Raw genomic sequence first — 18,934 nt, 5'->3', positions numbered from 1 at the left:
GGTACGGTGTCGGGCGCTGCTCTGTTGGCGATAAGTTGAATTTAACTGGCGAGCAAACGATTAAGTGACCTGTTGCGGTTAATTTACGACCAGTCGCCTTGAAAAATCGAGTGGTGAGGGTCGGCGGCCAAATGCTTAATGTGAACACGGTCAGCATTGCCGAGTCTTCTCTTGCCACTGCTCACTAACCAGCAAATCGTTAAAATTCACAAATCATTCGTCCAAGCTCAGGGACGTACAACAGGTGTAGTTTGGTCTGGTAGGTGGCTTGCAGCCGTTCTTCGGTCAATAGTTCGACGCCACCCGTCCGAAAGTCACCGTGCGCGCCAAACAAGCCGACGTGCTGCTTCAAAATCAGAGCATGGTTGGGATTGTGGGTCGTTAAAATCACCGCAATGCCAGATGCAGCAAGCTGTTGTACCAGTTGTAAAATCTGTTGCTGACGTCCAAAATCCAAGGCGGCGGTCGGTTCGTCCAAAATGATCAGTTGTGGTTGTTGGACTAACGCGCGGGCAATCGTGACCAGCTGAGCTTGCCCACCACTCAAGGTATTGATGGCGCGGTCCGTTAAGGCAGTCAAGTGAAGTTGGGCCAAGACTTCGTTCGCTAATTCTTCATCAGCGGCGCCCGGAGATTGCGCGAAATTTAGGTATGGCGTCCGACCCGTTAGTAAATAGTCGCGCACACTCAGACTAGTCGTGACTGGAATGGTCTGCGGGACGTACGCGATGATTTGTGCGCGTTGTTTGGGTGTGAGTGCCGCTAGTGGTTGGCCATCGAGTTCAAGTTGGCCGGCTGTCGGCGTCAATAGGCCCAACAGACATTTCAAAAGTGTGGATTTGCCGATGCCGTTGGGTCCAAGTAACGTCAAGACTTGACCACGAGCCAGTTCGAGGTTCAAATCAGTGAACAAGTCGGGCTGTTGGCCATAGTGGAAGGCCAGGTGTTTGCCAGATAATAGTGCGGTCATAGGGCCACCTTCTTTGAAAGTAAGATTGCAATAAAAATCGGGGTGCCGATAAAACCAGTCAAAATGCTGAGCGGAATCTCGCCAGCAGACAGCGTCCGGGCGAGCGTGTCGACGACTAACAAAAAGATGGCGCCAATCAATCCAGCCAGTGGTAGGGACCATTTGGTGTTTTCACCAATCACGATGCGTGCCATGTGGGGGACAATCAAGCCAATCCAGCCAATCGTTCCGCTCAAACAAACTGCGCTGGCTGTCAGCATCGTTGCGCTCAGGATGACTAGGCCACGTTCCAAACGAACGTTGATCCCTTGGGCCAGTGCGACTTGATTGCCCAACGCCAATACCGTCAGTCGCCAGCGCATGATCAGTAAAATGAGCATGCCGATAATAAATAGCGGTAGAACGGCACCAAGACTGCCAAGATTGACTTTTGCTAGACTTCCAAGTTGCCAGTAGACGATGTCTTGTAACTGCGAATCAGGGTCAGCCAGATATTTGAGCAAGCCTAAAATTGCTTGCATCAGTCCGCTGATCACGATGCCGGCTAAGACCAATGCCAAAGTGCTCGACTGATGAATCAGCCGTGGAATGCCGACACTGAGTAATACGGCCACGAGTCCGAGGACGAACGCCAATAGTTGTGTGCCGACCGTGTGCCAACCCAGTAAAATTGCGAGGGCGGCCCCCACTGCGGCCCCATTTGAGACACCGAGCAGGTCGGGCGAGACCAGTGGATTTTGAAAGATACTTTGGTAGGCCGTCCCAGAGATCGCCAAGGCGGCGCCAATTGCGACGGCTGCTAAAATCCGGGGCAAACGGAGACTGAATACAATATTGTGAATGACTGGACTAACGGTAGCTTGTCCCGTTAAGGTAGCGGTTAGTTCTTGTAGGCTCAATTGATAGCGTCCCAGGCAGAGTGCAACGAACATCAGGACGAGTAACGTCACCAGTGCGAGCATCAAAATACCGTAACCACGCGTACGAGTTTTAACCATTAGCTAGACCTCCAGTTGCGTGGCGGTTTGAATCAAACTAGTGGTAAACGCCGCCAGCCGTTGTTCGTCTTCAGCTTCCGGATGTAAATCGATGAAGACTGGTTGCGCCCCACGTGTTGCCTTCGTACCCGCAAGTTGTTGATCAAATTCCGTGACGGCTTTGCAGTATTCATCTGCATACCACTCATCACCGGACCCAGCGACGCCAAAGACGACACCGGCCAAATCCGCATCTAGTAAGTCTTCATAAAAATCGAGACCTTCTTCGGGCAAATCGCCCTCACCATACGTGTAGGGGACGACAATCGCCAAATCTGCGGATGAGAGTTCAAAGGCGTCCGCTTGACTGATTTCAATCAGCTGAGTCTGAACCCCCTGTTCCTGTAGTTGTTTTTGAATAATTTCAGCAACTTCTTCATTGTTGCCAGTTAATGAAGCGTAGATAATCGTTGCGTTCATGGTGGATTCCTCCTCTGTTATACCGAATGGTCACTGGACCCATTATCGCGAGGTGCGCTTGTCAGTGCAGCATGTCACGCACTTCAAAGTCGTTCAAATAGCCCAGTATACCCATTTATGCCTTAAACGCATTGTGCTGGTTATTGTTTCGCATTATTGATGATTAAAAAATGTCAGTTCTTAAGGTCAAAAGCAGCCAGCTGAGACCCGCTGGAAACGGTGCGAGTTACCGTAAACGTGCAGTGATCGGATCGTCCTACGCCGGCTTCCAGGCATTCTGGGCAATGGCCGGAACGTGGTGGACACAGATTTAAGCCGATAGCCCACGTCTTAAATACTGGTCTTTCACTAACCAAGCACAAAACGCTTGCTAAGTGAAATTTCACCACTGGGCCTTGCCCAGAATACCTTCCAGCCGGGATGGTATTCGAAAGGCAGGCATGTGTGTACCCAACTTTTCGTTAGATTGGTCGTTGGTTCCTTGGTACACGGTAATCTTGATATTCACCTGTCGGACAGTTTTCTAACAATCACTAAACATTCTTATCCATGATTTAATGATTCGGACACAAGACTTCACTGAACTTGTCAGAATTTTCTCTAGTCGTCTCAAATAACAAAGTCTTAAATTCTAAACGACGACAATTTTATCGACTAATTTCAAGACCAGTAGCTATAAAAACTAGAAGTAATATTCAGGAAATCTTCTCACTACTCAAATTTCGTAAAGCATAATCGATCTCGGTTAAAAGTTTGCTTGAAGGACCAGTCACCTAATATCCGTGGTCAATTGTACCAAGTTAGGTGGCCGTTCATCTGCCATTCGAACGGCTTCCCGACTGGAGGGGCTGGCTGACAATGCTCAGTAGCCAAATTATTCTTAGTCGGAAGTGACTTTCTTCCGGCTTAGAATAAGACTCGTATTTGAAATTGCGCAGTGATTTTCTGCGTGAGTTCAAATCGATGTCGGCTTACGTTCCAGCAATTGTCAGCCGGCCCCGGAAGTCGGACCAGGACGATCGCCGGCAGACGAACAGTACGACAAATAACCAGTGCGTTTTAATCACACTTCATGCCCAATTAAGCCACACAATACGTGCTATAAATATATGATAGCATTTTCACGAACTGACCATTATTAGGGATTTGACTAATTCATTTTAAAAGTGGGCTCTGACATAATAGAAGGGTAAGCAAATGAGGTCAAAAGGAGGGTACGCCATGGCGAAAATCAAATTATCTGCGACGCCGTTGGATGTCAACGCGCTGTATCAGGCGTTGAAGGCACCGGAATATGGGGGAATCGTGACGTTCGTGGGGACGGTTCGCCAGTGGACGGGGGATATTGAGACTCAGTCAATTGAATACTCAGCCTATTCAGAAATGGCAATCAGTCAATTAGAGAAATTGGCCGCACCGATTGAAGCTCAGGGTGCCCGGGTGGTCATTGCACATCGCGTTGGTCATTTGGAATTAATGGACGAGGCGGTATTTATTGGTGTCGCTGCGGCGCATCGTGCGGAAGCTTTTGAGTGGTGTCAGTATTTGATTGATACGTTAAAGCAAGAAGTCCCAATCTGGAAGAAAGAATTTGATACCGATAAGGTTCGTTGGGGGGATTGAAGATGAAACTGACAGTTAAGCTCTTTGCCATGCTCGGCGAACAGCTGGGGCCGACCGTGACGATTGACGTCGCGCAGCCCAGTACCGCGGCAATGGTCAAACCGGCATTGTGCCAGCAAGCACCAGCATTGAAAACGCTGATTAATAATGCGCGCATTGCCGTCAATCAAGAATTTATCGTGGACGGGCAACAAGTCCTACAGTCCACCGACGAGGTTGCACTGATTCCGCCAGTAAGCGGGGGCTAGGCGCAGCGGGTTAGTGACAACGAAGGAGGATGAACAAATGGAGAAATTATATGATAGTTTTGACCGGCTCCATGATTATGTCCGGTTATCGATTACTGATCGGTGCAATTTGCGGTGTGTTTACTGTATGCCCAAGGAAGGTTTGCCATTCTTCCCAACTGACCGGGTGTTATCGCAGGATGAAATCGTCCAGATGATTGAGAACTTTGCCGCAATGGGTGTTTCAAAAGTGCGCATCACCGGGGGCGAACCATTATTGCGGACTGACGTGGTCGAAATCGTGCGGCGCATTAAGGCCGTTGAAGGGATCAACGACGTCTCGATTACGACGAATGGCCTGTTTTTGGCGAAATTGGCGAAGCCACTCAAAGAAGCTGGTTTAGACCGACTCAACATTAGTTTGGATACGTTCAAACCAGACCGGTACCGTAAGATTACGCGTGGCGGGAATATTCAGCAGGTCTTAGACGGAATCGCAACGGCCAGCAAGTTACATTTTAAGAAAATCAAATTAAACATTGTGTTGATTAAAGGTCAAAATGACGATGAAGTGCTAGATTTTCTGCAGTATACCAAGGATCACGACGTCAATGCTCGGTTTATCGAATTTATGCCGATTGGTAATTCCCTCAAGACATGGCAAAAGGAGTACGTCGGCTTGAAGAGTGTCTTTGATACTTGCGATGAAAACGGCCTGACCTACCATCCAATTGAACTTCGAGGTAACGGTCCATCGGATAATTATCAGATCGACGGTTACGAGGGGAGCTTTGGTTTGATTCATCCAATCAGTTCGAAGTTCTGTGAAAACTGTAATCGGTTACGGATCACAGCGGACGGCTACGTGAAGGCGTGCCTCTACTGGAACGAAGAAATCGACATTCGTGCGGCCATCGGTGACCCAGCGGCATTTCGTCAATTGATTCAAAAAGCCTTAGATAACAAGCCACTCAACCATGAAATGGCCATGAAGGAGACGGACCGGATTATCGACAAAGCCCCAACATGGCGTCATATGAGTCAGATTGGAGGATAAATCATGACTGTTGAAGAAGCACAAACCAGTAATCGGGGGCGCGCGTATTTGGCGCTGGGACTGGCAACTGTTGCAATGATCGTTTGTTTTATGTCGTGGTCGAACTTTGCACCGCTCGCGGGGGAGTTGGCGACGAAGTTTCACCTTAGTGTCTCACAACGGACGCTACTGTTAGCGACACCAGTTCTGCTCGGCTCCATCATGCGGATTCCAGTGGGGATTTTGAGTGATCGGTATGGGGGTAAGAAAGTCTACTTAATTTTGATGGCTTTTATTCTCATTCCACTGATTATGATTACGAAAGTTCACACGTACGGCATGTTACTCGTGGCAGCGCTGCTCGTTGGGATGGCCGGCACATCGTTTGCCGTGGGAGTCTCCTATGCGTCGGTCTGGTTTCCACCAGAAAAACAAGGACTTGCGCTCGGCATCGTCAGTATGGGGAACATGGGTAACGCCGTCGCAGCGTTGACGCTACCTTCGATTTCAACGTCCTATGGCTTTAACGTGGTCTACTATTTCTTAATGATTTTGACGGTGATCTTAGCCGTGTTATTTGCGATTTTCTGTCGTGAAATGCCGGTCGATAAGACCAAGACGGTCACAGGAGCGTTAGCGGTCGCCAAAGAAAGCAGTACTTGGTATCTGTCATTATTCTATTTCTTGACTTTCGGGTTGTTCGTTTCATTTACGAATTTAACGCCACTCTTCCTAGAAGATATTTTCAAAGTCCCACAAGTCACGGCCGGATTATACGCTGCCTTATTTGCGGGCTTATGTACGATCGTCCGGCCTATCGGGGGTGCGGCAGCTGATAAGTGGCGGCCAATGCAGATGCTCCAGTGGATTTTTATTGGGATCACAGTCTTTGCCATCATCATTACCTTGACGTTCAGTAATCAGTCACTGTTCATCTTTGGTATCGTTGGTGCGGGATTGATTGCCGGTTTTGGTAACGGGGTCATCTTCAAGATGGTGCCGTACGTTTCAAAGGGAAATACTGGGGCGGTGACCGGCTTTGTTGGTGCGCTTGGTGGCCTCGGTGGCTTCTTCCCACCGCTGCTCGTTGGTTGGATTCATACCTGGACTGGGAGTTATCGATTGGGAATTGTGCTACTGGCCTTGACTGGGTTGGTCTGCTGGTACGCATTGTGGCGTCGATTCATTCACGGGGACGTGCATATCGTGAGGTAAGTTGTAATCGATTACAGTTGTGTGTCAAATATTAGCAATTGACATAAAAACGCTTATAAAAATGGTATAATTAAACGCATAACAATTAGACAGGAGTGTGGCAGAATGGCAGATGGCATTGGTGAAGGCGAAGAATTCTCGCCGATTGAAGACGCGGTGATGAAATCACTTGAGGATGTGATCGATCCAGAATTAGGTATCGATATGGTCAATTTAGGCCTGATTTACGATATTCACGTGGATGATGGCGGTAATTGTGTGGTTACCATGACGTTAACGACCATGGGCTGCCCACTTGGAAACTTATTAGCCGACCAAATCAACCGCGCGGTGACTAGCGTTGACGGTGTGACGGGCTGTGAAATTGATTTAGTCTGGGAACCGGCTTGGGATATGAGCAAAATGAGCCGGTTTGCGAAGGTCGCATTGGGTATCCACGGTTAAGTGGTCGCCAGGATTAAATTGTGAAATGGGGTTGAAACGAGTATGGACATTCAAAAATTTGTGGCCCGTCGCAAGGCCCTGAAAATTTCACAAGTGAAGTTATCGACTGGCATTTGCACGCAAGCGACCCTCAGCAAGTTTGAGCGACGTGGGCGGGTGCCATCACTAGCAATTTTGGAACAACTGTGTGGCCGACTCGGGCTGACGGTCGATGATTTAAACGAAAGTCGCGACCACTCGGTGACTCAAGTTCGTGCCCAACTAGATGAGATTGAACGGCAGTTAATGATGGAAAACTACCAACCCGTTTTACAGGCGTTAAAACAAGTACAGGTCGCGCAAATCGAGGCGGTCCCACTAAAAATGCAATTCTACTATCTCAGTGGGCTACTTAAATCATTGATCAATGGTGCCGCCAGTGATGTCTGTTTTGATTTCGATCAAATCCTAGACGACCTGGACCAGTCCCACGAGACCGTCTTCACCCCGTTAGCCTATGTTGGGCTAGGTGTGATGTACAGTCGGCTGGCGGAATTGGAAAAGGCACAGTTTTATTTTGAAAAGGTCCTTCAGGCGATCGAACAGTTAATGGCGGCGGTTGCTGACCAGGATTACTTGCGCTTGCTAACGATGATTTTCTATACGGCTGAGTATTACAGCATGCGTGCCGACTTTGCAACGAGCAACCAGTTGATCGACGATGGCGTTAACCTGTGTTCCAGTCAACACGTGACGTATTATTTGCCACGGCTCAAATATTTGGCGGCGGCAAATGCTATCGAACGTCAGCGCCCAGCTGCTGAAATTCAGCAGCTACTGAGCGAGGCGGTTGCGTTTGCCCGCATCAACCATAACCAAGTCGTGGAAGTCAAAACGGCCGCGTTACGAAGTCGGTATTTACGTGCAAGTAAACGGGCTTAATGGCGCAAGTTACTAGCGTGTCAGTTAGCATTCACATTAAAAAGCAGTTCGACCCGTATTCAAGACGAATGCGGGTCGAGCTGCTTTTAGACTATCGGGCCACAACTGGGAGCGGTTGAATCATGAACAATTGCCAAAACAACAGCCGCATCGAAGTGATCCACCTGGAGGACTTCGATGCGGCTAGTTGTTGATGTGAGATGAGGTTGAACCAGAATGATAACGATGAATATCCGCTAGCAACGGTTGTCGACGAGCCCATCAATGTTCGTCTCGTTACCTATGCTTCGCTGTTAGTTGCTGTCAGTCGTTCCAAGGCCCGTTCAACGCGTTGGCGCGTGTCACCGGCGGGTAATTGCTGGCAATCCAGACGGGCCTGATCGACTAGTTCATTGGCCATCGTGAGGGCGGGTTCCAGTCCTGTCGCGAGGACTTTTTGTTGGGCGGCCACGAATTGGTCGGCAGTGGGCTGGTGCGCTTGATGGAAGAAGTCGTAGAAATAACCCGCTTCATTTTCAAAGCCAAAGAGTAGCGGCAATGGGTAGTCGCCACGTAACAGTCGTTCATGAAAATCGGCGATCTGCCGTGTATCTTGGACGTCATGGTGAATCTTGGCAATAATCCCAATCGTTTCCCCGATGGCGCGGGCTAGGCCGCTCACGGCTGTGTCGGTATCGGCAAGACTTGCGGCGAGTTCGGCACTCAAACCAGTCAGTCGGGCCGAGCGATCCTTGGTATCCTTTAGAAAATCGGCAATGCGTTCGCGCTGGTTGAAGTTCAGTCGCAACCGGTTGAGATTAGCGAGCGGTAACTCGGTGGCGGCCGTAAATAGGTCTTGTTTCGTGGTATCGGTTAGACCAGTCGCATGAACCACTAACTGATTGAAACGTTGACCCAGATATTGACTGGCATAGGCCTGTGCTTTACTGATGGCCAAGTCGTTCAGGGTCGGTTTAGGTGTGAAACTGGCACGATTCAGATTGGTCGCTAGCGCCAAACACTCGACGGCTTGTGTCAATTCGGATGTCGGACTACCGGCACCAAACAACGTGTAAACCGCTTGGCGCTCATAGTGCGCATCAATATCGACGTCCGTTAATAAATCACGGACAGGGGCAGGTAGGTGGGCCAGTAATTGTTGAAAATCGTCTTCCAAGGCGACGTCATAATCTAGTAACATGCATGTTTGCCCCCATTAATCTTGAAATTGATCCACTTCGCGGGCCAGTTGTTCGGCAATTGGGACGAAAATATCGCTGAAATACTTGTCCATGTCGATTCGAGTTGTAGTATCATCCAGGGCCGCTTGTGCGCGCTGATAGGCATCGTTGCGCATGTTGATAATCAGTAGTTTTTTCTGATGATGCAGATGTTTGACGAGTTTGTCACCATTGGTCGTCTCACGATTCTTCTCGATGAAATAGTAAAGCGTCTCATAAAAAGTATTATCCAGTACCCAGAAGAGGGTGTTGCGTGAAACCTTGTCATTCATGACCTGGGCAAATAAATCGTCACCCAAAAGCTCATGTTTGACGAAAGCGGCTGCTGAAAGAACAATTGCCTGAATTTCGTGCATGTCAGCCATGTACGCGCTAAAATGGCCCAAGTCTTCGTCGGCTAATTCGAAACCTAATTTAGACTTCCGAGTGGCGGCATCCATCATCTTGAAGTTGTTTTGATACTCACTTTGGACATCGACGCTATCGGCGATCAAATCGCGTTCCATTGTCACCAACAAGTTCTGATTGACTTGCAGGTCTGCTTTGACCACGGCCCAGATTTTGGCAAATTGGGTGTTGAAATCTGCGAATAATGCTTGCGTACTGTCTACGATTTGCTTTTGAACTTGGCCTTTTTCAGTATGAGGTGCAAATTGAACGACCAACGGAATTGAATCGTCATCTGCACTGAGACCGGCTTCTTCACGGCGTTTAGTTTCGTAGGCTTTTAATTCATCCAAACTCAGCAGACCCAGTGGCATGACGTTGATTTCACCATTCGTCGTCATGATTTGCAGTGAGAAGGGGGTGTCTGCGTGTTGGTTCATCGTGAATGACTTTAAAGTCTCGCTGAGCTTGCTACGGGTCCCCAATTCATCTTCAGGATCCGCATAGAAGCCAGCCGTATAAATGGCGATGTTATCATACTTTGCAGCTAATTTTTCTTGAATATCCATGAACGGCCTCCTATGCTTCTGGTTGGTTGTCAGTATCTGTCGCGGCGGCTGCTTCATTACCATCATTGTTATCGTTGGTATTGGTAAGGGCTTGCAATTTTGTCGTGCCCGCTTCAGTTAACGTCGCCTTGGTCAGGTCGATACTGGCCAAGGTATGACTGTAGTTGTCGTCCAGGGTCGCGTTGTTCAGATAACCACGTTCAACAGCCACGCTCACTGTTTGGTAGAGCATTGAATTGGGATTGACTTGTCTTCCTTGGTGAAAACGGTGGGTTGCAACGTCCCGTAGGATTCCTAATAGTTCTTCATCTTGACTAACATTATGTGCCATGAGGTAGTGCTCCTTCCAAGTGCTTTTAACCCTAGTTTAGCGGACTGCATCGGTATTAGATATTGGGGAAATGACTAATATTACGTGGCGTGAATTTTGTTGGCGTGTTTCATCGAAAAAGGCTTAAATACGCCTGCTGAAGAATATTGGAAACCGTGTGAGCTGGCGTAGATTAGTGGTCGGCGTGGGCGCGAACTGGCTTTTTCGAGGACGAAATAGGGGCCCCATCGGTAGACGAACCCAAGCCAACTACTGCGCCCGTTTGAGATGCAAATAACGCCACTCGGCGAAGCGCCGGTTTAAGCATGAATCCATGACCAATTCACCCGTCTCAGACGTCCAGTAGCTAAATGTGGTTAAAAAAAGAACCCAGCCAGTGCTAGATTCTGCGGTGAAACAATTAAGTTAAAGACGCCACCCATCGTGCCGATTAGAAGTCAATCAAATGATGGTGAATAGCGTAGCGAATTAAATCCGCGCGGTTGTTGAGCGCTAGTTTGTGCATAATATTGGCTTTATGCGCTTCGACCGTTTTAGTTGAAATAAACAGTTTGGCAGCAATTTCCTTGTTGGAGTAGCCTAACGCAACCAGTGGGAAGACTTCGCGTTCACGTTTGGACAGACCATTGTAGCCGGTCAGATTCGTGTCGACACCGTCTGAATTGATTTGCTGAACATCGGATTTGGTCATGACGATATTGGCATCGACATATTCCTCACCGCTCGCAACCGTTTTCAAGGCTTTCAGTAATTCATCGTCAGAAGAACTCTTCATGATATAGGACATGGCACCATTATGTAGCGCTTTATTGATGTACTCCTGTTCTTCGTGCATCGACAAAATTAAGATCCGGACATCCGGAAAATGTTCGTGAATGCGTTGGGTCGTGATGAGGCCACTTTCACCAGGGGGCATGCTTAAATCCATGACGAGGATATCCACGTCACCTTGTTCAACGCGTAGGTAGGTCGAAGTGCCATCCGCGGCTTCATCGATAACTCCAAAATTAGGTTGTTGGTTAATTAAGTAGGCTAACCCTGAACGGACGACGGCATGGTCATCCGCGATTAAGACGTGATACATGATAAAACAACTCCTCTATGCAAATTGGCAAATAGGCAAATATGGCAAAAGGTAACGCTGGTGTCGTGTGGTTGGTAAACTTGGTGGGACGGTAATGCAAGGCTTGTCCAGCCTGTTCAGTTGTGAGCGAGCAATCTCAGCGTGACTGCTTATTTGTCGTTTGGCTCTAAGCCATCAAACGCACACCGGCTATCGTTCGTGGCGAACACGATTCAATCGTTCCCCACGAATTCTCGATGATCGACTCAATCTGGTTCATCAGCCATCGGAAACTTTGCCGTAACGGTGGTGCCGTGTCCAGGTTGCGAATGAATACCAAACGTGCCGTTGAGTGCTTTGACCCGTTCATTCATATTCAATAGTCCCAGTGAGTGCCCGTTAAACCCGGATTGCGCAGGAACTGAAAAACCTTGGCCGTCGTCGATGACTTCGAGTGTAACGTAGTGATGATGGGCAACCAATAACAAATTGATTTCGTTAGCATGGGCGTGTTTGAGTGCATTATTGATTGACTCCTGGGCCAACCGGTAGAGCACGTTTTGCACGTCAGTCGAGAGCGGCATTGTCTTATCCTGGCCGGTCACGGTAATCGTGACGCCGGAGTTAGCCTGGAGACGTTTGGCGAGCGCCCGCAACGCGGCTAATAAGCCGAAATTGTCTAGGACTGAAGGTCGAATGTCCAGCGCCATACCTTTAACTTCGGCTAAGGTATCTTCCAGTTGCGTCTCAATCACTTGAGTCAAGGCTTGGGTCTGACTGGAATTCGCTTGATCATCGCTGATTCGACGCACGCCCATGATTGCGGAGTAAATTCCTTGGGCGATGCTGTCGTGGAGGTCCGCTGAAATTTTCTTACGTTCCTCTTCGTGTGCCCGGTTCACGTATGCGTTCAGTTGCCGTTGCTGCGCCAATTGATCCATTCGTTTGATGGTGCCCCGATTTTTGAGCGTCAGTGAGAAGACCCGCTCGGTTTTATCGATAACGTGATAAATGAGAAAGTAATTGAGTGGGTGGGGCTTGTTGACCGCCAGCGTAATTGGAATCGAAATTTCCGGCATCAGATTGCGGATGACACAGTCAAAGCAATCATCAGTCGTATTAAACTTTTGTTGAACCGCGTTATCCGCGACTTGTACTAAATAATTGGGGTCGAAATCCAATTCCGCTTGCAAATCACGGGCGAGTTGATTACTGATGACGAGTTGTTCATCTTTAAAAATCAGCACCGCATCCGTTGCCTCTGCAAAGTATTGTTGAATCCAATGATTTGATTCTAGCAAAAAGTCGGCCTCCCTTCGCCGAATTAAAAAGTGGCCAAGTAACGGGAAAGCCGACTGACAGTTGCTTCAGAAACAGTTTGCGTGGAGCGATAGCCGACTAGCAGCACCCCGACGACTAATCGAAAGGGGGTTGCTAGAATTGGAATCGCTGCGGCCGCCGTCAATGATTCACTGGCGGCAATCGGGGTATACAGGGCATCACTGTAACTGGTGGCGCGTAACGCATTCTTCCAAAATGGTTTACCCGTGCGAACCACTAATCCGGCAATGCCAATCCCACTACGCAATACGATATTACGAAACTGCTCACTTTGATTTCCGGCAACGTATTGCCAAGTAATCTGATGGGGCGGTTGCGCACTTTGTAGGGCAATACCGACAAAGTCAAAATCGCTTGTCTGGTAGAGTTGGTCAACGACCTGTTGATAATTTGGTCGATTGGCATTTTCAGCTAAGGTCACTTTTTATTCCTCCTTTATCATACCATGATTACAACGGTTTGAAACCGATTTACACATTTTTATTTTTTTACAATTATACATAAATGGAATATTTTATCAGATTTATGCCAACTGATTTATTTTACCTTATTACTATAGTTAATGGGTAGCGTCTTGAAATCATTGTGCTAATTAAGTTGTCTTGAAGCATGATTAAATCATGCTATTTGGTGGATTCCTGTTCGCCAGCCGATACGTGCCTTAGTCCGACTTCCGGGGCCGGCTGACAACGCTGGAACTGGGTGGACATCGATTTGAACTCACGCAGAAAATCACTGCGCAATTTCAAATACGAGTCTTCTTCTAGCCCGGGAAGACCACCCGGACAAGAAGAACTTCCCCCTTGGGCATTGTCCGGACAGTCGGGAAGCCGCTCGAATGGCGGATGAACGGCCACTATCTTGGTGCAATTGATCAATGGATATTTAGTTGCAGTAACTTCAAGCAAACTTTGAATCAGCATGACACTGATTTGTCGCATTTAAGTGTTGCCCAACCATCCAAATGTTGGTAAAATGCCATGAAATTAGTCGATAGTCCTGGCTTTCACTTAGCATAAAGGTTTTGTCAGTTCAGGTGAGTAGATAAAATCTATACAACCTTCAGTAATGCTGCTGAGTCTTGTAATTAAACACGAGTATGATCGCTTTCGTCATAAACGGTTTATTACCAAAAAGACTGTTTACGAAGAATCGACGACTAGTCCGTCAAAAGGTTGGGTCCGCATATGTCTGCCTTTCGAATATTATCCAGCGTTGTCAGAAACGCCTGTAAGCCGGCTTAGGACGCGGACATAAAGCAACTTTACGCAAGCCTGAACTGTTCCCAGAGGGCCTCAGCTGGTGTGTTTTGATTTGGAAAGTAATATCAAAACAGCGCTTAAGATTCCCGGTATTGATCCGCAATATCTAATTTGAAATCAGGATCGACGAATTGCCGGTAGTGATCGTAGTCTTGGCGGACGGCGCGCAGCTGCATATCGAGTTTATCCAATTGGTCATCTTTTTCAAGTGAGCGCATTTCTTCGTTGACTTCACTGACGCGGTTTTCGAGCATGGTCTGGCGAAGTCCTAAGTCGGTCAGGGCCACCTGTAATAATTTTTGAAAATCACGGTCGGACATGTCTGCTTTAGTTAACATCTGTAAGTGCCTCCAGTTTATTTAAATTGATTAGTGCGCGGCTAGCAGGAAAAGTGATGGGAACAGCCTGACAAGTGGCGGTCATAAAGTGGCTGACCCGTAAATCACCTAATAATAAATCGTCGCGGACGATGGCTTGACTCGTTTGAAAGTGGCTGACGAGGTAGTGGTCGCGCGTCGGTGTGGCCGCGTAGCAGTTGGCTGCGGTCGTTAGAGTTGTCAAAATGGTCGTGGTCATTAGGGGATAGTCGACGGCTAATAACAAGTAGTCAGTGAGTTCAGGCGAAAGACAGGTTGCCGCGTAGATGCCGCTGAGCGGACCTTGCTGTACAAACGGGGCTTGATCGCGGGTGACGGTCACGTGCTGGTCGCTTGCAAATTGGGCCGCGAGCGCACTGAAATTGTTGGCATTCGCGCTAACAATCACGTGCTCGCACAGTAGTTGTAACTTGGCCACAGCCAAACCGACATTGTTGAGTGGCTGATTGGCCAACTGGTAACGGGCTTTATCTTGACCAAAGCGCTGTGATTGACCGCCCGCTAAAACGATTCCCAGCATTTCTAGGCCTTCTTTCTTATGATTCAGGTGTGTCGTGATAGACGAAGTGGCCGCTTTTGCCACCATCTTTTTCAACGAGGTGGATGTCACTGATCAGCATGCCACGGTCGATCGCCTTGCACATGTCGTAGATCGTCAGTAAAGTCACCTGAACGGCAAGTAACGCTTCGATTTCAACGCCGGTGACGTGTTTGGCCTTGACGAGCACGTCGACGGTGATGGTGTCGGTGTCATTATCGCTAAAATGAATGTCGACGCCCGTCAGTGGAATCAGGTGGCACATGGGAATTAGATTGCTGGTCTGTTTAGCTGCCATGATACCAGCCACTTGGGCGACTGCGAGTACGTCGCCTTTTTTAATTTGACCATCGTGAATCCGCTGAAGCGTCGCGGGGTGCATCGAGATTTGGCCGGTGGCGGTCGCGACGCGGTGAGTGACGGCCTTGTCGGTGACGTCAACCATCTTCGCGCGGTTCTGGTCGTTAAAATGCGTCAATGAATCTGTCATAGAAATCAGTCCTTCGTTTCCTTGAAATTAAAGTCCGTTAAGTAGTGTTGTTGAAACCAGTCGCAGATGGCTGGCACCCCAATTAGCGTTGCGTCTGGATGGGCGGTTAAACTAGCGAACACTTGAATGTTCGGGTACGCGGCAAAATCGGTCGCGCAATCTTCTGGTCGTAGCAAGACCAACTTGGGGTAGTTGGCTTGCTTGAATCCTTCTAGTAAAATAACGTCGGTCGTCGCCGGTAGCTGCGCAATCAAAGCGCTGACGGGCGGCATTTGCGGCGTCGTTTGATGATAAAACGTGCCGTTGGCTGACTGTAGCAGGACGGCTTGGGCACCGGCGTCACTAAAACGTGCGGTATCGGTGCCAGGCACGTCCATACTGCTGGCATGGGCGTCGTGTTTGAGTACGCCCACACGTAATTGTTGCGCGCTGAGTTGCCGAACCAAAGCCGTCGTAATCAGCGTTTTACCACTTTTTTTATAACCAATTATTTGAAAGGTAACAGCCATGTTTCCACCTCGGCATTGAGTGCGATCGGTTGGTTACTGTGTGGAATCTTAATCAAACAGGTCGTCGTTTGTAGGTTGCTGAGCGCGCCTGAACGGTCAGGGCCATTCGGATAAGTGGCGTACTGGCCATCTTCAACGGTGTAAGTCGCGCGTAGGATGCGGTCGAAGCCGTTGGTCTTATGATATGGCGCGGCCAAGCGTGATGTGACTTTTTGCAGGCGAGTAGCTTGATGGACAAACCGCCGTAACAATGGTTCGACGTACAGGTAAAAACCAGTATAGCAGGCGCCCGGATTACCAGATAAGGCCATGACGAGGGTCTGGTCTTGCACGAACGCGGTGGTGACGCTACCGGGACGCTGCTTGATTTTATTGAACAACAATTCGTCAGCTTGCCGCGCTGTATCGCCGATGAAGTCAAAGTCACCGACTGAAACGCCGCCGTCTGTGATAACAATGTCGTTTTCGGCAATGGCTTTTTGGAGCGAAGCTTGGAGCAAATCGTTGTCATCGACGAGTTGTTCAACACTCGTCACGATACCGCCATTTTCACGGACGAGTTCAGGAATCAAGATACCGTTACTATTGTAGATTTTACCTTCTTGGACGGGTTCGTCAGCTGCCATCAATTCACTACCAGTCGTGATGACTGCGACGCGTGTCTGCCGATAAACAGTAACCCTTTGAACGCCGAGTGCCGTCAAACCAGCCAGTCCGCCGGGATTTAATTCGGTGTCTTTTTCAATCAAAACATCGCCGGCCTGATATTCTTCGCCGATTTCGGTAATGTTGCTGTGCTTTTCAGGGACCACGATGTTGATGTGGTGATCATCGAGGTCGCGGGTCTTTTCCAGCATAACAACGACGCCAGCGTCAACTGGGACGTCCGCCCCCGTCATGATACGAACGGCTTCATCTTGGCCTAGTGGTTGATGGAAGGTGGCACCAGCTGGGACGTTGCCGACGACTTTGAATTCATGTGGATAATCGTGGTCATCCGCTTGGCGAATCGCGAAGCCGTCAACACCGGACCGTCGGAAATGCGGATAGGCGAAGGGGGCGGTCACCGTTTCAGCCAAGACGCGGTGATTGGCTTCTGCGACAGGAATCGTTTCAGTGACGGTTGGCAGTGTAACGTTGTTGATTTTAGCTTGTGCTTCGGTAATTGAGATCGGATATCTTCTAGTTAACATAGCGATTACTCCTTGTTTCGTTATTTGTGACGTTCATATAGTAGGTGTTCAAATTCAGGTAAGATCAATTGATCCAGGGCCGTGCGACAGGCATTAGTAGACCCTGGTAGGCAGTAGCAGAGCTGGTTGCGCACGTTGAAACCAGCTTCGGCCTTAGAAGCTAGCGCCCGGGTGCCGATTTCTTCAAACGATAGCTCGCGGAAGGCTTCACCAAAGCCTGGAATCATAGTAGGCAGTAACGGTGTCAGTGCGGCAATCGTCACATCGCGTTGCGCAATGCCAGTACCGCCATTCGTGACGATCAGGTCGGGTCCGAGTTGTTCAAAGGCCAGGAATTGCTGCTGAATGTCTACGATGTCATCAATGACGACGTGACGTGCCATGACAGTGACCCCATGGCTTTCAAGCTGTGAGGCAATCAATTTGCCGGACTTATCCGTTCGCAAGTCGCGGGTATCGCTGACGGTCAAAATACAAGCACGAGTCATGAAACGCTCACCTCCAGAAATGGGTTTAATTGGGTTTGTAACCGGTTGAATAATTGGGTTGCGGCTGTGATATCAGGTAGACCATAGAGCAGGACTTTACCGTTTTTGAAAATACTGACAGTTTTGTCTTCGGCGGTAAAGCTGACAAAACTGGCGTGGGCGTTGACCGTTAACTGACGGTCGACGAGCCAGTCACTGATTGCTGCGAGTTGGGGCCGACTATTCAAGCGGCCCTGATAGGTCTCCGTCCCACAGAGGACTTGTACCTGATTCGGAATCGCGGGCTCAGTCAAGTCCCAATCGGTGCGCTGACAAGTTGGACAGGCCGGATTCTTACGCACGCGAAATGCTTGTTGTGACAGTTGCCAATTGTCGACCGTGGTGAGTTGGTCGAAGTTGACCGTGCTGGCATCGACTAAATAATGTAGTGCGAGTGAAACTTGTAGACCAGCGATAATTGGAACGAGCGCCGTGTTGACACCCAGTAAGTCACAATCGGTCTGCTGAAGTTCAGCAAGATTGGGATAGACACAATTGAGGCAAGCGTGCTGGCGTGCTCGAATCGGCATCACGCTACCAAACGTCCCCGCACAGCTCGCAAAAATATAATCAAAATTTCGCACGAGTGCGGCCCGATTCAATAAGATCCGTGCGCCATAGTTATCTAAACAATCGAGAACTAGGTCGAACGTCGTTTCCTGTAAAAGGTCACCAGATAGCGATGTTGGCATTGCCGTGATGTCAACCTGATGATTGATTGCCAATAAATGACGTTTTGCTGCGTCAACTTTGAGGGCGCGCTGCTGCACATCGGCTTCCGTAAATAACGTTTGACGCTGAAGATTCGTCAGTGACACCGTATCTGGGTCAACCAGAATCAAGTGACCGACGCCAGAACGGACGAGCTGTTCAGCCGCATAGCTACCCAAGGCGCCGACGCCGGCAATTAAGATGGTCGCCGCGCTGATCTTCGCCTGCCCAGCGGCACCAATGGCGGCCACGCGTTCTTGGCGGTCGTAACGATTTAGCATGTGCTCATCTTCTTTCTACATATTAAACATTGTGCGAATTTTGTGAATCATAATCTAAAGATACTAATTTTAATGGTAACTATTCTTAAAATCAGACGTCTAATTTCATTCATGCGCCATAAATGGTAAAACCGCATCCGTTCGGCGTTGTTGACCGATAAGGCCCATTTAAAATTCAATGACTAAAACGAAAAAATATAGGTGTTTCCCTAGTCGAAGTATAACAAAACGCCTGCTACCAT

At 48.8% G+C, this 18,934-nt stretch carries 23 protein-coding genes; 6 read left to right on the top strand and 17 right to left on the bottom strand.

From position 1 onward, the window contains the following. Positions 1-199: 199 nt before the first annotated feature. The 3 genes from KGF65_RS10620 to KGF65_RS10610 are packed head-to-tail and all read right to left on the bottom strand — an operon-like array spanning position 200 to position 2,427. Positions 200-970: an ABC transporter ATP-binding protein gene (locus KGF65_RS10620; protein ID WP_105924379.1), complete on the bottom strand. Its 771-nt coding sequence runs from the start codon at positions 968-970 to the stop codon at positions 200-202. Further along, entirely contained in the window at positions 967-1,968 is a 1,002-nt protein-coding gene (locus tag KGF65_RS10615; protein WP_213472206.1) for an iron ABC transporter permease, read from the bottom strand. The genes KGF65_RS10620 and KGF65_RS10615 overlap by 4 nt, the downstream gene beginning before the upstream one ends. Before the next feature lie 3 nt (positions 1,969-1,971). After that, positions 1,972-2,427, bottom strand: coding sequence for a flavodoxin (locus KGF65_RS10610; RefSeq protein ID WP_050340055.1), 456 nt, complete (start codon positions 2,425-2,427; stop codon positions 1,972-1,974). Positions 2,428-3,648: 1,221 nt separating this feature from the next. Between KGF65_RS10610 and KGF65_RS10605 the strand changes: the two genes are divergently transcribed. The 6 genes from KGF65_RS10605 (at position 3,649) to KGF65_RS10580 (ending at position 7,893) form a co-directional block, all read left to right on the top strand. Further along, positions 3,649-4,050 carry a molybdenum cofactor biosynthesis protein MoaE gene (locus KGF65_RS10605; RefSeq protein WP_003638492.1) on the top strand — a complete coding sequence of 134 codons (402 nt, stop codon included), beginning with the start codon at positions 3,649-3,651 and terminating at the stop codon, positions 4,048-4,050. A gap of 2 nt (positions 4,051-4,052) precedes the next feature. Next, the gene (locus tag KGF65_RS10600; protein WP_031267350.1) at positions 4,053-4,298 is read left to right on the top strand and encodes a MoaD/ThiS family protein; all 246 of its coding nucleotides are present in this window, start codon (positions 4,053-4,055) and stop codon (positions 4,296-4,298) included. Positions 4,299-4,335: 37 nt separating this feature from the next. Beyond that, on the top strand, positions 4,336-5,334 hold the full coding sequence (moaA, locus tag KGF65_RS10595) for a GTP 3',8-cyclase MoaA (RefSeq protein ID WP_105924380.1): 999 nt from the start codon (positions 4,336-4,338) through the stop codon (positions 5,332-5,334). A gap of 3 nt (positions 5,335-5,337) precedes the next feature. Further along, entirely contained in the window at positions 5,338-6,528 is a 1,191-nt protein-coding gene (locus KGF65_RS10590) for a NarK/NasA family nitrate transporter (RefSeq protein WP_213472207.1), read from the top strand. Positions 6,529-6,633: 105 nt separating this feature from the next. Then, on the top strand, positions 6,634-6,972 hold the full coding sequence (locus KGF65_RS10585) for a metal-sulfur cluster assembly factor (protein ID WP_003638496.1): 339 nt from the start codon (positions 6,634-6,636) through the stop codon (positions 6,970-6,972). 42 nt (positions 6,973-7,014) lie between these two features. Beyond that, the gene (locus KGF65_RS10580) at positions 7,015-7,893 is read left to right on the top strand and encodes a helix-turn-helix domain-containing protein (RefSeq protein WP_105920867.1); all 879 of its coding nucleotides are present in this window, start codon (positions 7,015-7,017) and stop codon (positions 7,891-7,893) included. Between the two features lie 280 nt (positions 7,894-8,173). Here the strand turns inward: KGF65_RS10580 and KGF65_RS10575 are convergent, their stop codons facing one another. The 14 genes from KGF65_RS10575 to KGF65_RS10510 form a co-directional block, all read right to left on the bottom strand. Beyond that, entirely contained in the window at positions 8,174-9,073 is a 900-nt protein-coding gene (locus tag KGF65_RS10575) for a hypothetical protein (RefSeq protein ID WP_216748452.1), read from the bottom strand. Positions 9,074-9,088: 15 nt separating this feature from the next. Beyond that, a complete protein-coding gene (locus KGF65_RS10570) occupies positions 9,089-10,069 on the bottom strand; it encodes a hypothetical protein (RefSeq protein ID WP_065674677.1) in 981 nt (326 codons plus the stop codon). Positions 10,070-10,079: 10 nt separating this feature from the next. Then, positions 10,080-10,400: a hypothetical protein gene (locus KGF65_RS10565; RefSeq protein ID WP_088769654.1), complete on the bottom strand. Its 321-nt coding sequence runs from the start codon at positions 10,398-10,400 to the stop codon at positions 10,080-10,082. Positions 10,401-10,830: 430 nt separating this feature from the next. After that, a complete protein-coding gene (locus tag KGF65_RS10560) occupies positions 10,831-11,484 on the bottom strand; it encodes a response regulator transcription factor (RefSeq protein ID WP_216748451.1) in 654 nt (217 codons plus the stop codon). A gap of 245 nt (positions 11,485-11,729) precedes the next feature. Continuing rightward, positions 11,730-12,764: a sensor histidine kinase gene (locus KGF65_RS10555; RefSeq protein ID WP_105924385.1), complete on the bottom strand. Its 1,035-nt coding sequence runs from the start codon at positions 12,762-12,764 to the stop codon at positions 11,730-11,732. 23 nt (positions 12,765-12,787) lie between these two features. Next, on the bottom strand, positions 12,788-13,225 hold the full coding sequence (locus KGF65_RS10550) for an NreA (protein WP_050340066.1): 438 nt from the start codon (positions 13,223-13,225) through the stop codon (positions 12,788-12,790). Positions 13,226-13,427: 202 nt separating this feature from the next. Then, positions 13,428-13,745: a hypothetical protein gene (locus KGF65_RS10545; protein ID WP_216748450.1), complete on the bottom strand. Its 318-nt coding sequence runs from the start codon at positions 13,743-13,745 to the stop codon at positions 13,428-13,430. 398 nt (positions 13,746-14,143) lie between these two features. After that, a complete protein-coding gene (locus KGF65_RS10540; RefSeq protein WP_105924387.1) occupies positions 14,144-14,404 on the bottom strand; it encodes a hypothetical protein in 261 nt (86 codons plus the stop codon). Beyond that, on the bottom strand, positions 14,394-14,963 hold the full coding sequence (locus KGF65_RS10535) for a molybdenum cofactor guanylyltransferase (protein WP_105924388.1): 570 nt from the start codon (positions 14,961-14,963) through the stop codon (positions 14,394-14,396). Before KGF65_RS10535 ends, KGF65_RS10540 begins: the two co-directional genes overlap by 11 nt. Before the next feature lie 16 nt (positions 14,964-14,979). Then, positions 14,980-15,471: a cyclic pyranopterin monophosphate synthase MoaC gene (gene moaC, locus KGF65_RS10530; protein WP_105922007.1), complete on the bottom strand. Its 492-nt coding sequence runs from the start codon at positions 15,469-15,471 to the stop codon at positions 14,980-14,982. Between the two features lie 5 nt (positions 15,472-15,476). Then, positions 15,477-15,980, bottom strand: coding sequence for a molybdopterin-guanine dinucleotide biosynthesis protein B (gene mobB, locus KGF65_RS10525; RefSeq protein WP_216748449.1), 504 nt, complete (start codon positions 15,978-15,980; stop codon positions 15,477-15,479). Next, entirely contained in the window at positions 15,959-17,173 is a 1,215-nt protein-coding gene (locus KGF65_RS10520; RefSeq protein ID WP_216748448.1) for a molybdopterin molybdotransferase MoeA, read from the bottom strand. Before KGF65_RS10520 ends, mobB begins: the two co-directional genes overlap by 22 nt. Positions 17,174-17,193: 20 nt before the next feature. Further along, positions 17,194-17,661, bottom strand: coding sequence for a MogA/MoaB family molybdenum cofactor biosynthesis protein (locus KGF65_RS10515; protein WP_050340071.1), 468 nt, complete (start codon positions 17,659-17,661; stop codon positions 17,194-17,196). Then, a complete protein-coding gene (locus KGF65_RS10510) occupies positions 17,658-18,692 on the bottom strand; it encodes a HesA/MoeB/ThiF family protein (protein WP_105924391.1) in 1,035 nt (344 codons plus the stop codon). Before KGF65_RS10510 ends, KGF65_RS10515 begins: the two co-directional genes overlap by 4 nt. Positions 18,693-18,934: the final 242 nt, after the last annotated feature.

It is taken from the genome of Lactiplantibacillus sp. 30.2.29, from assembly GCF_018991255.1.
GTDB lineage: Bacteria > Bacillota > Bacilli > Lactobacillales > Lactobacillaceae > Lactiplantibacillus > Lactiplantibacillus pentosus.
The sequence above is the reverse complement of the archived record's forward strand: the minus strand, read 5'-3'. Positions and strand labels throughout refer to the sequence as shown.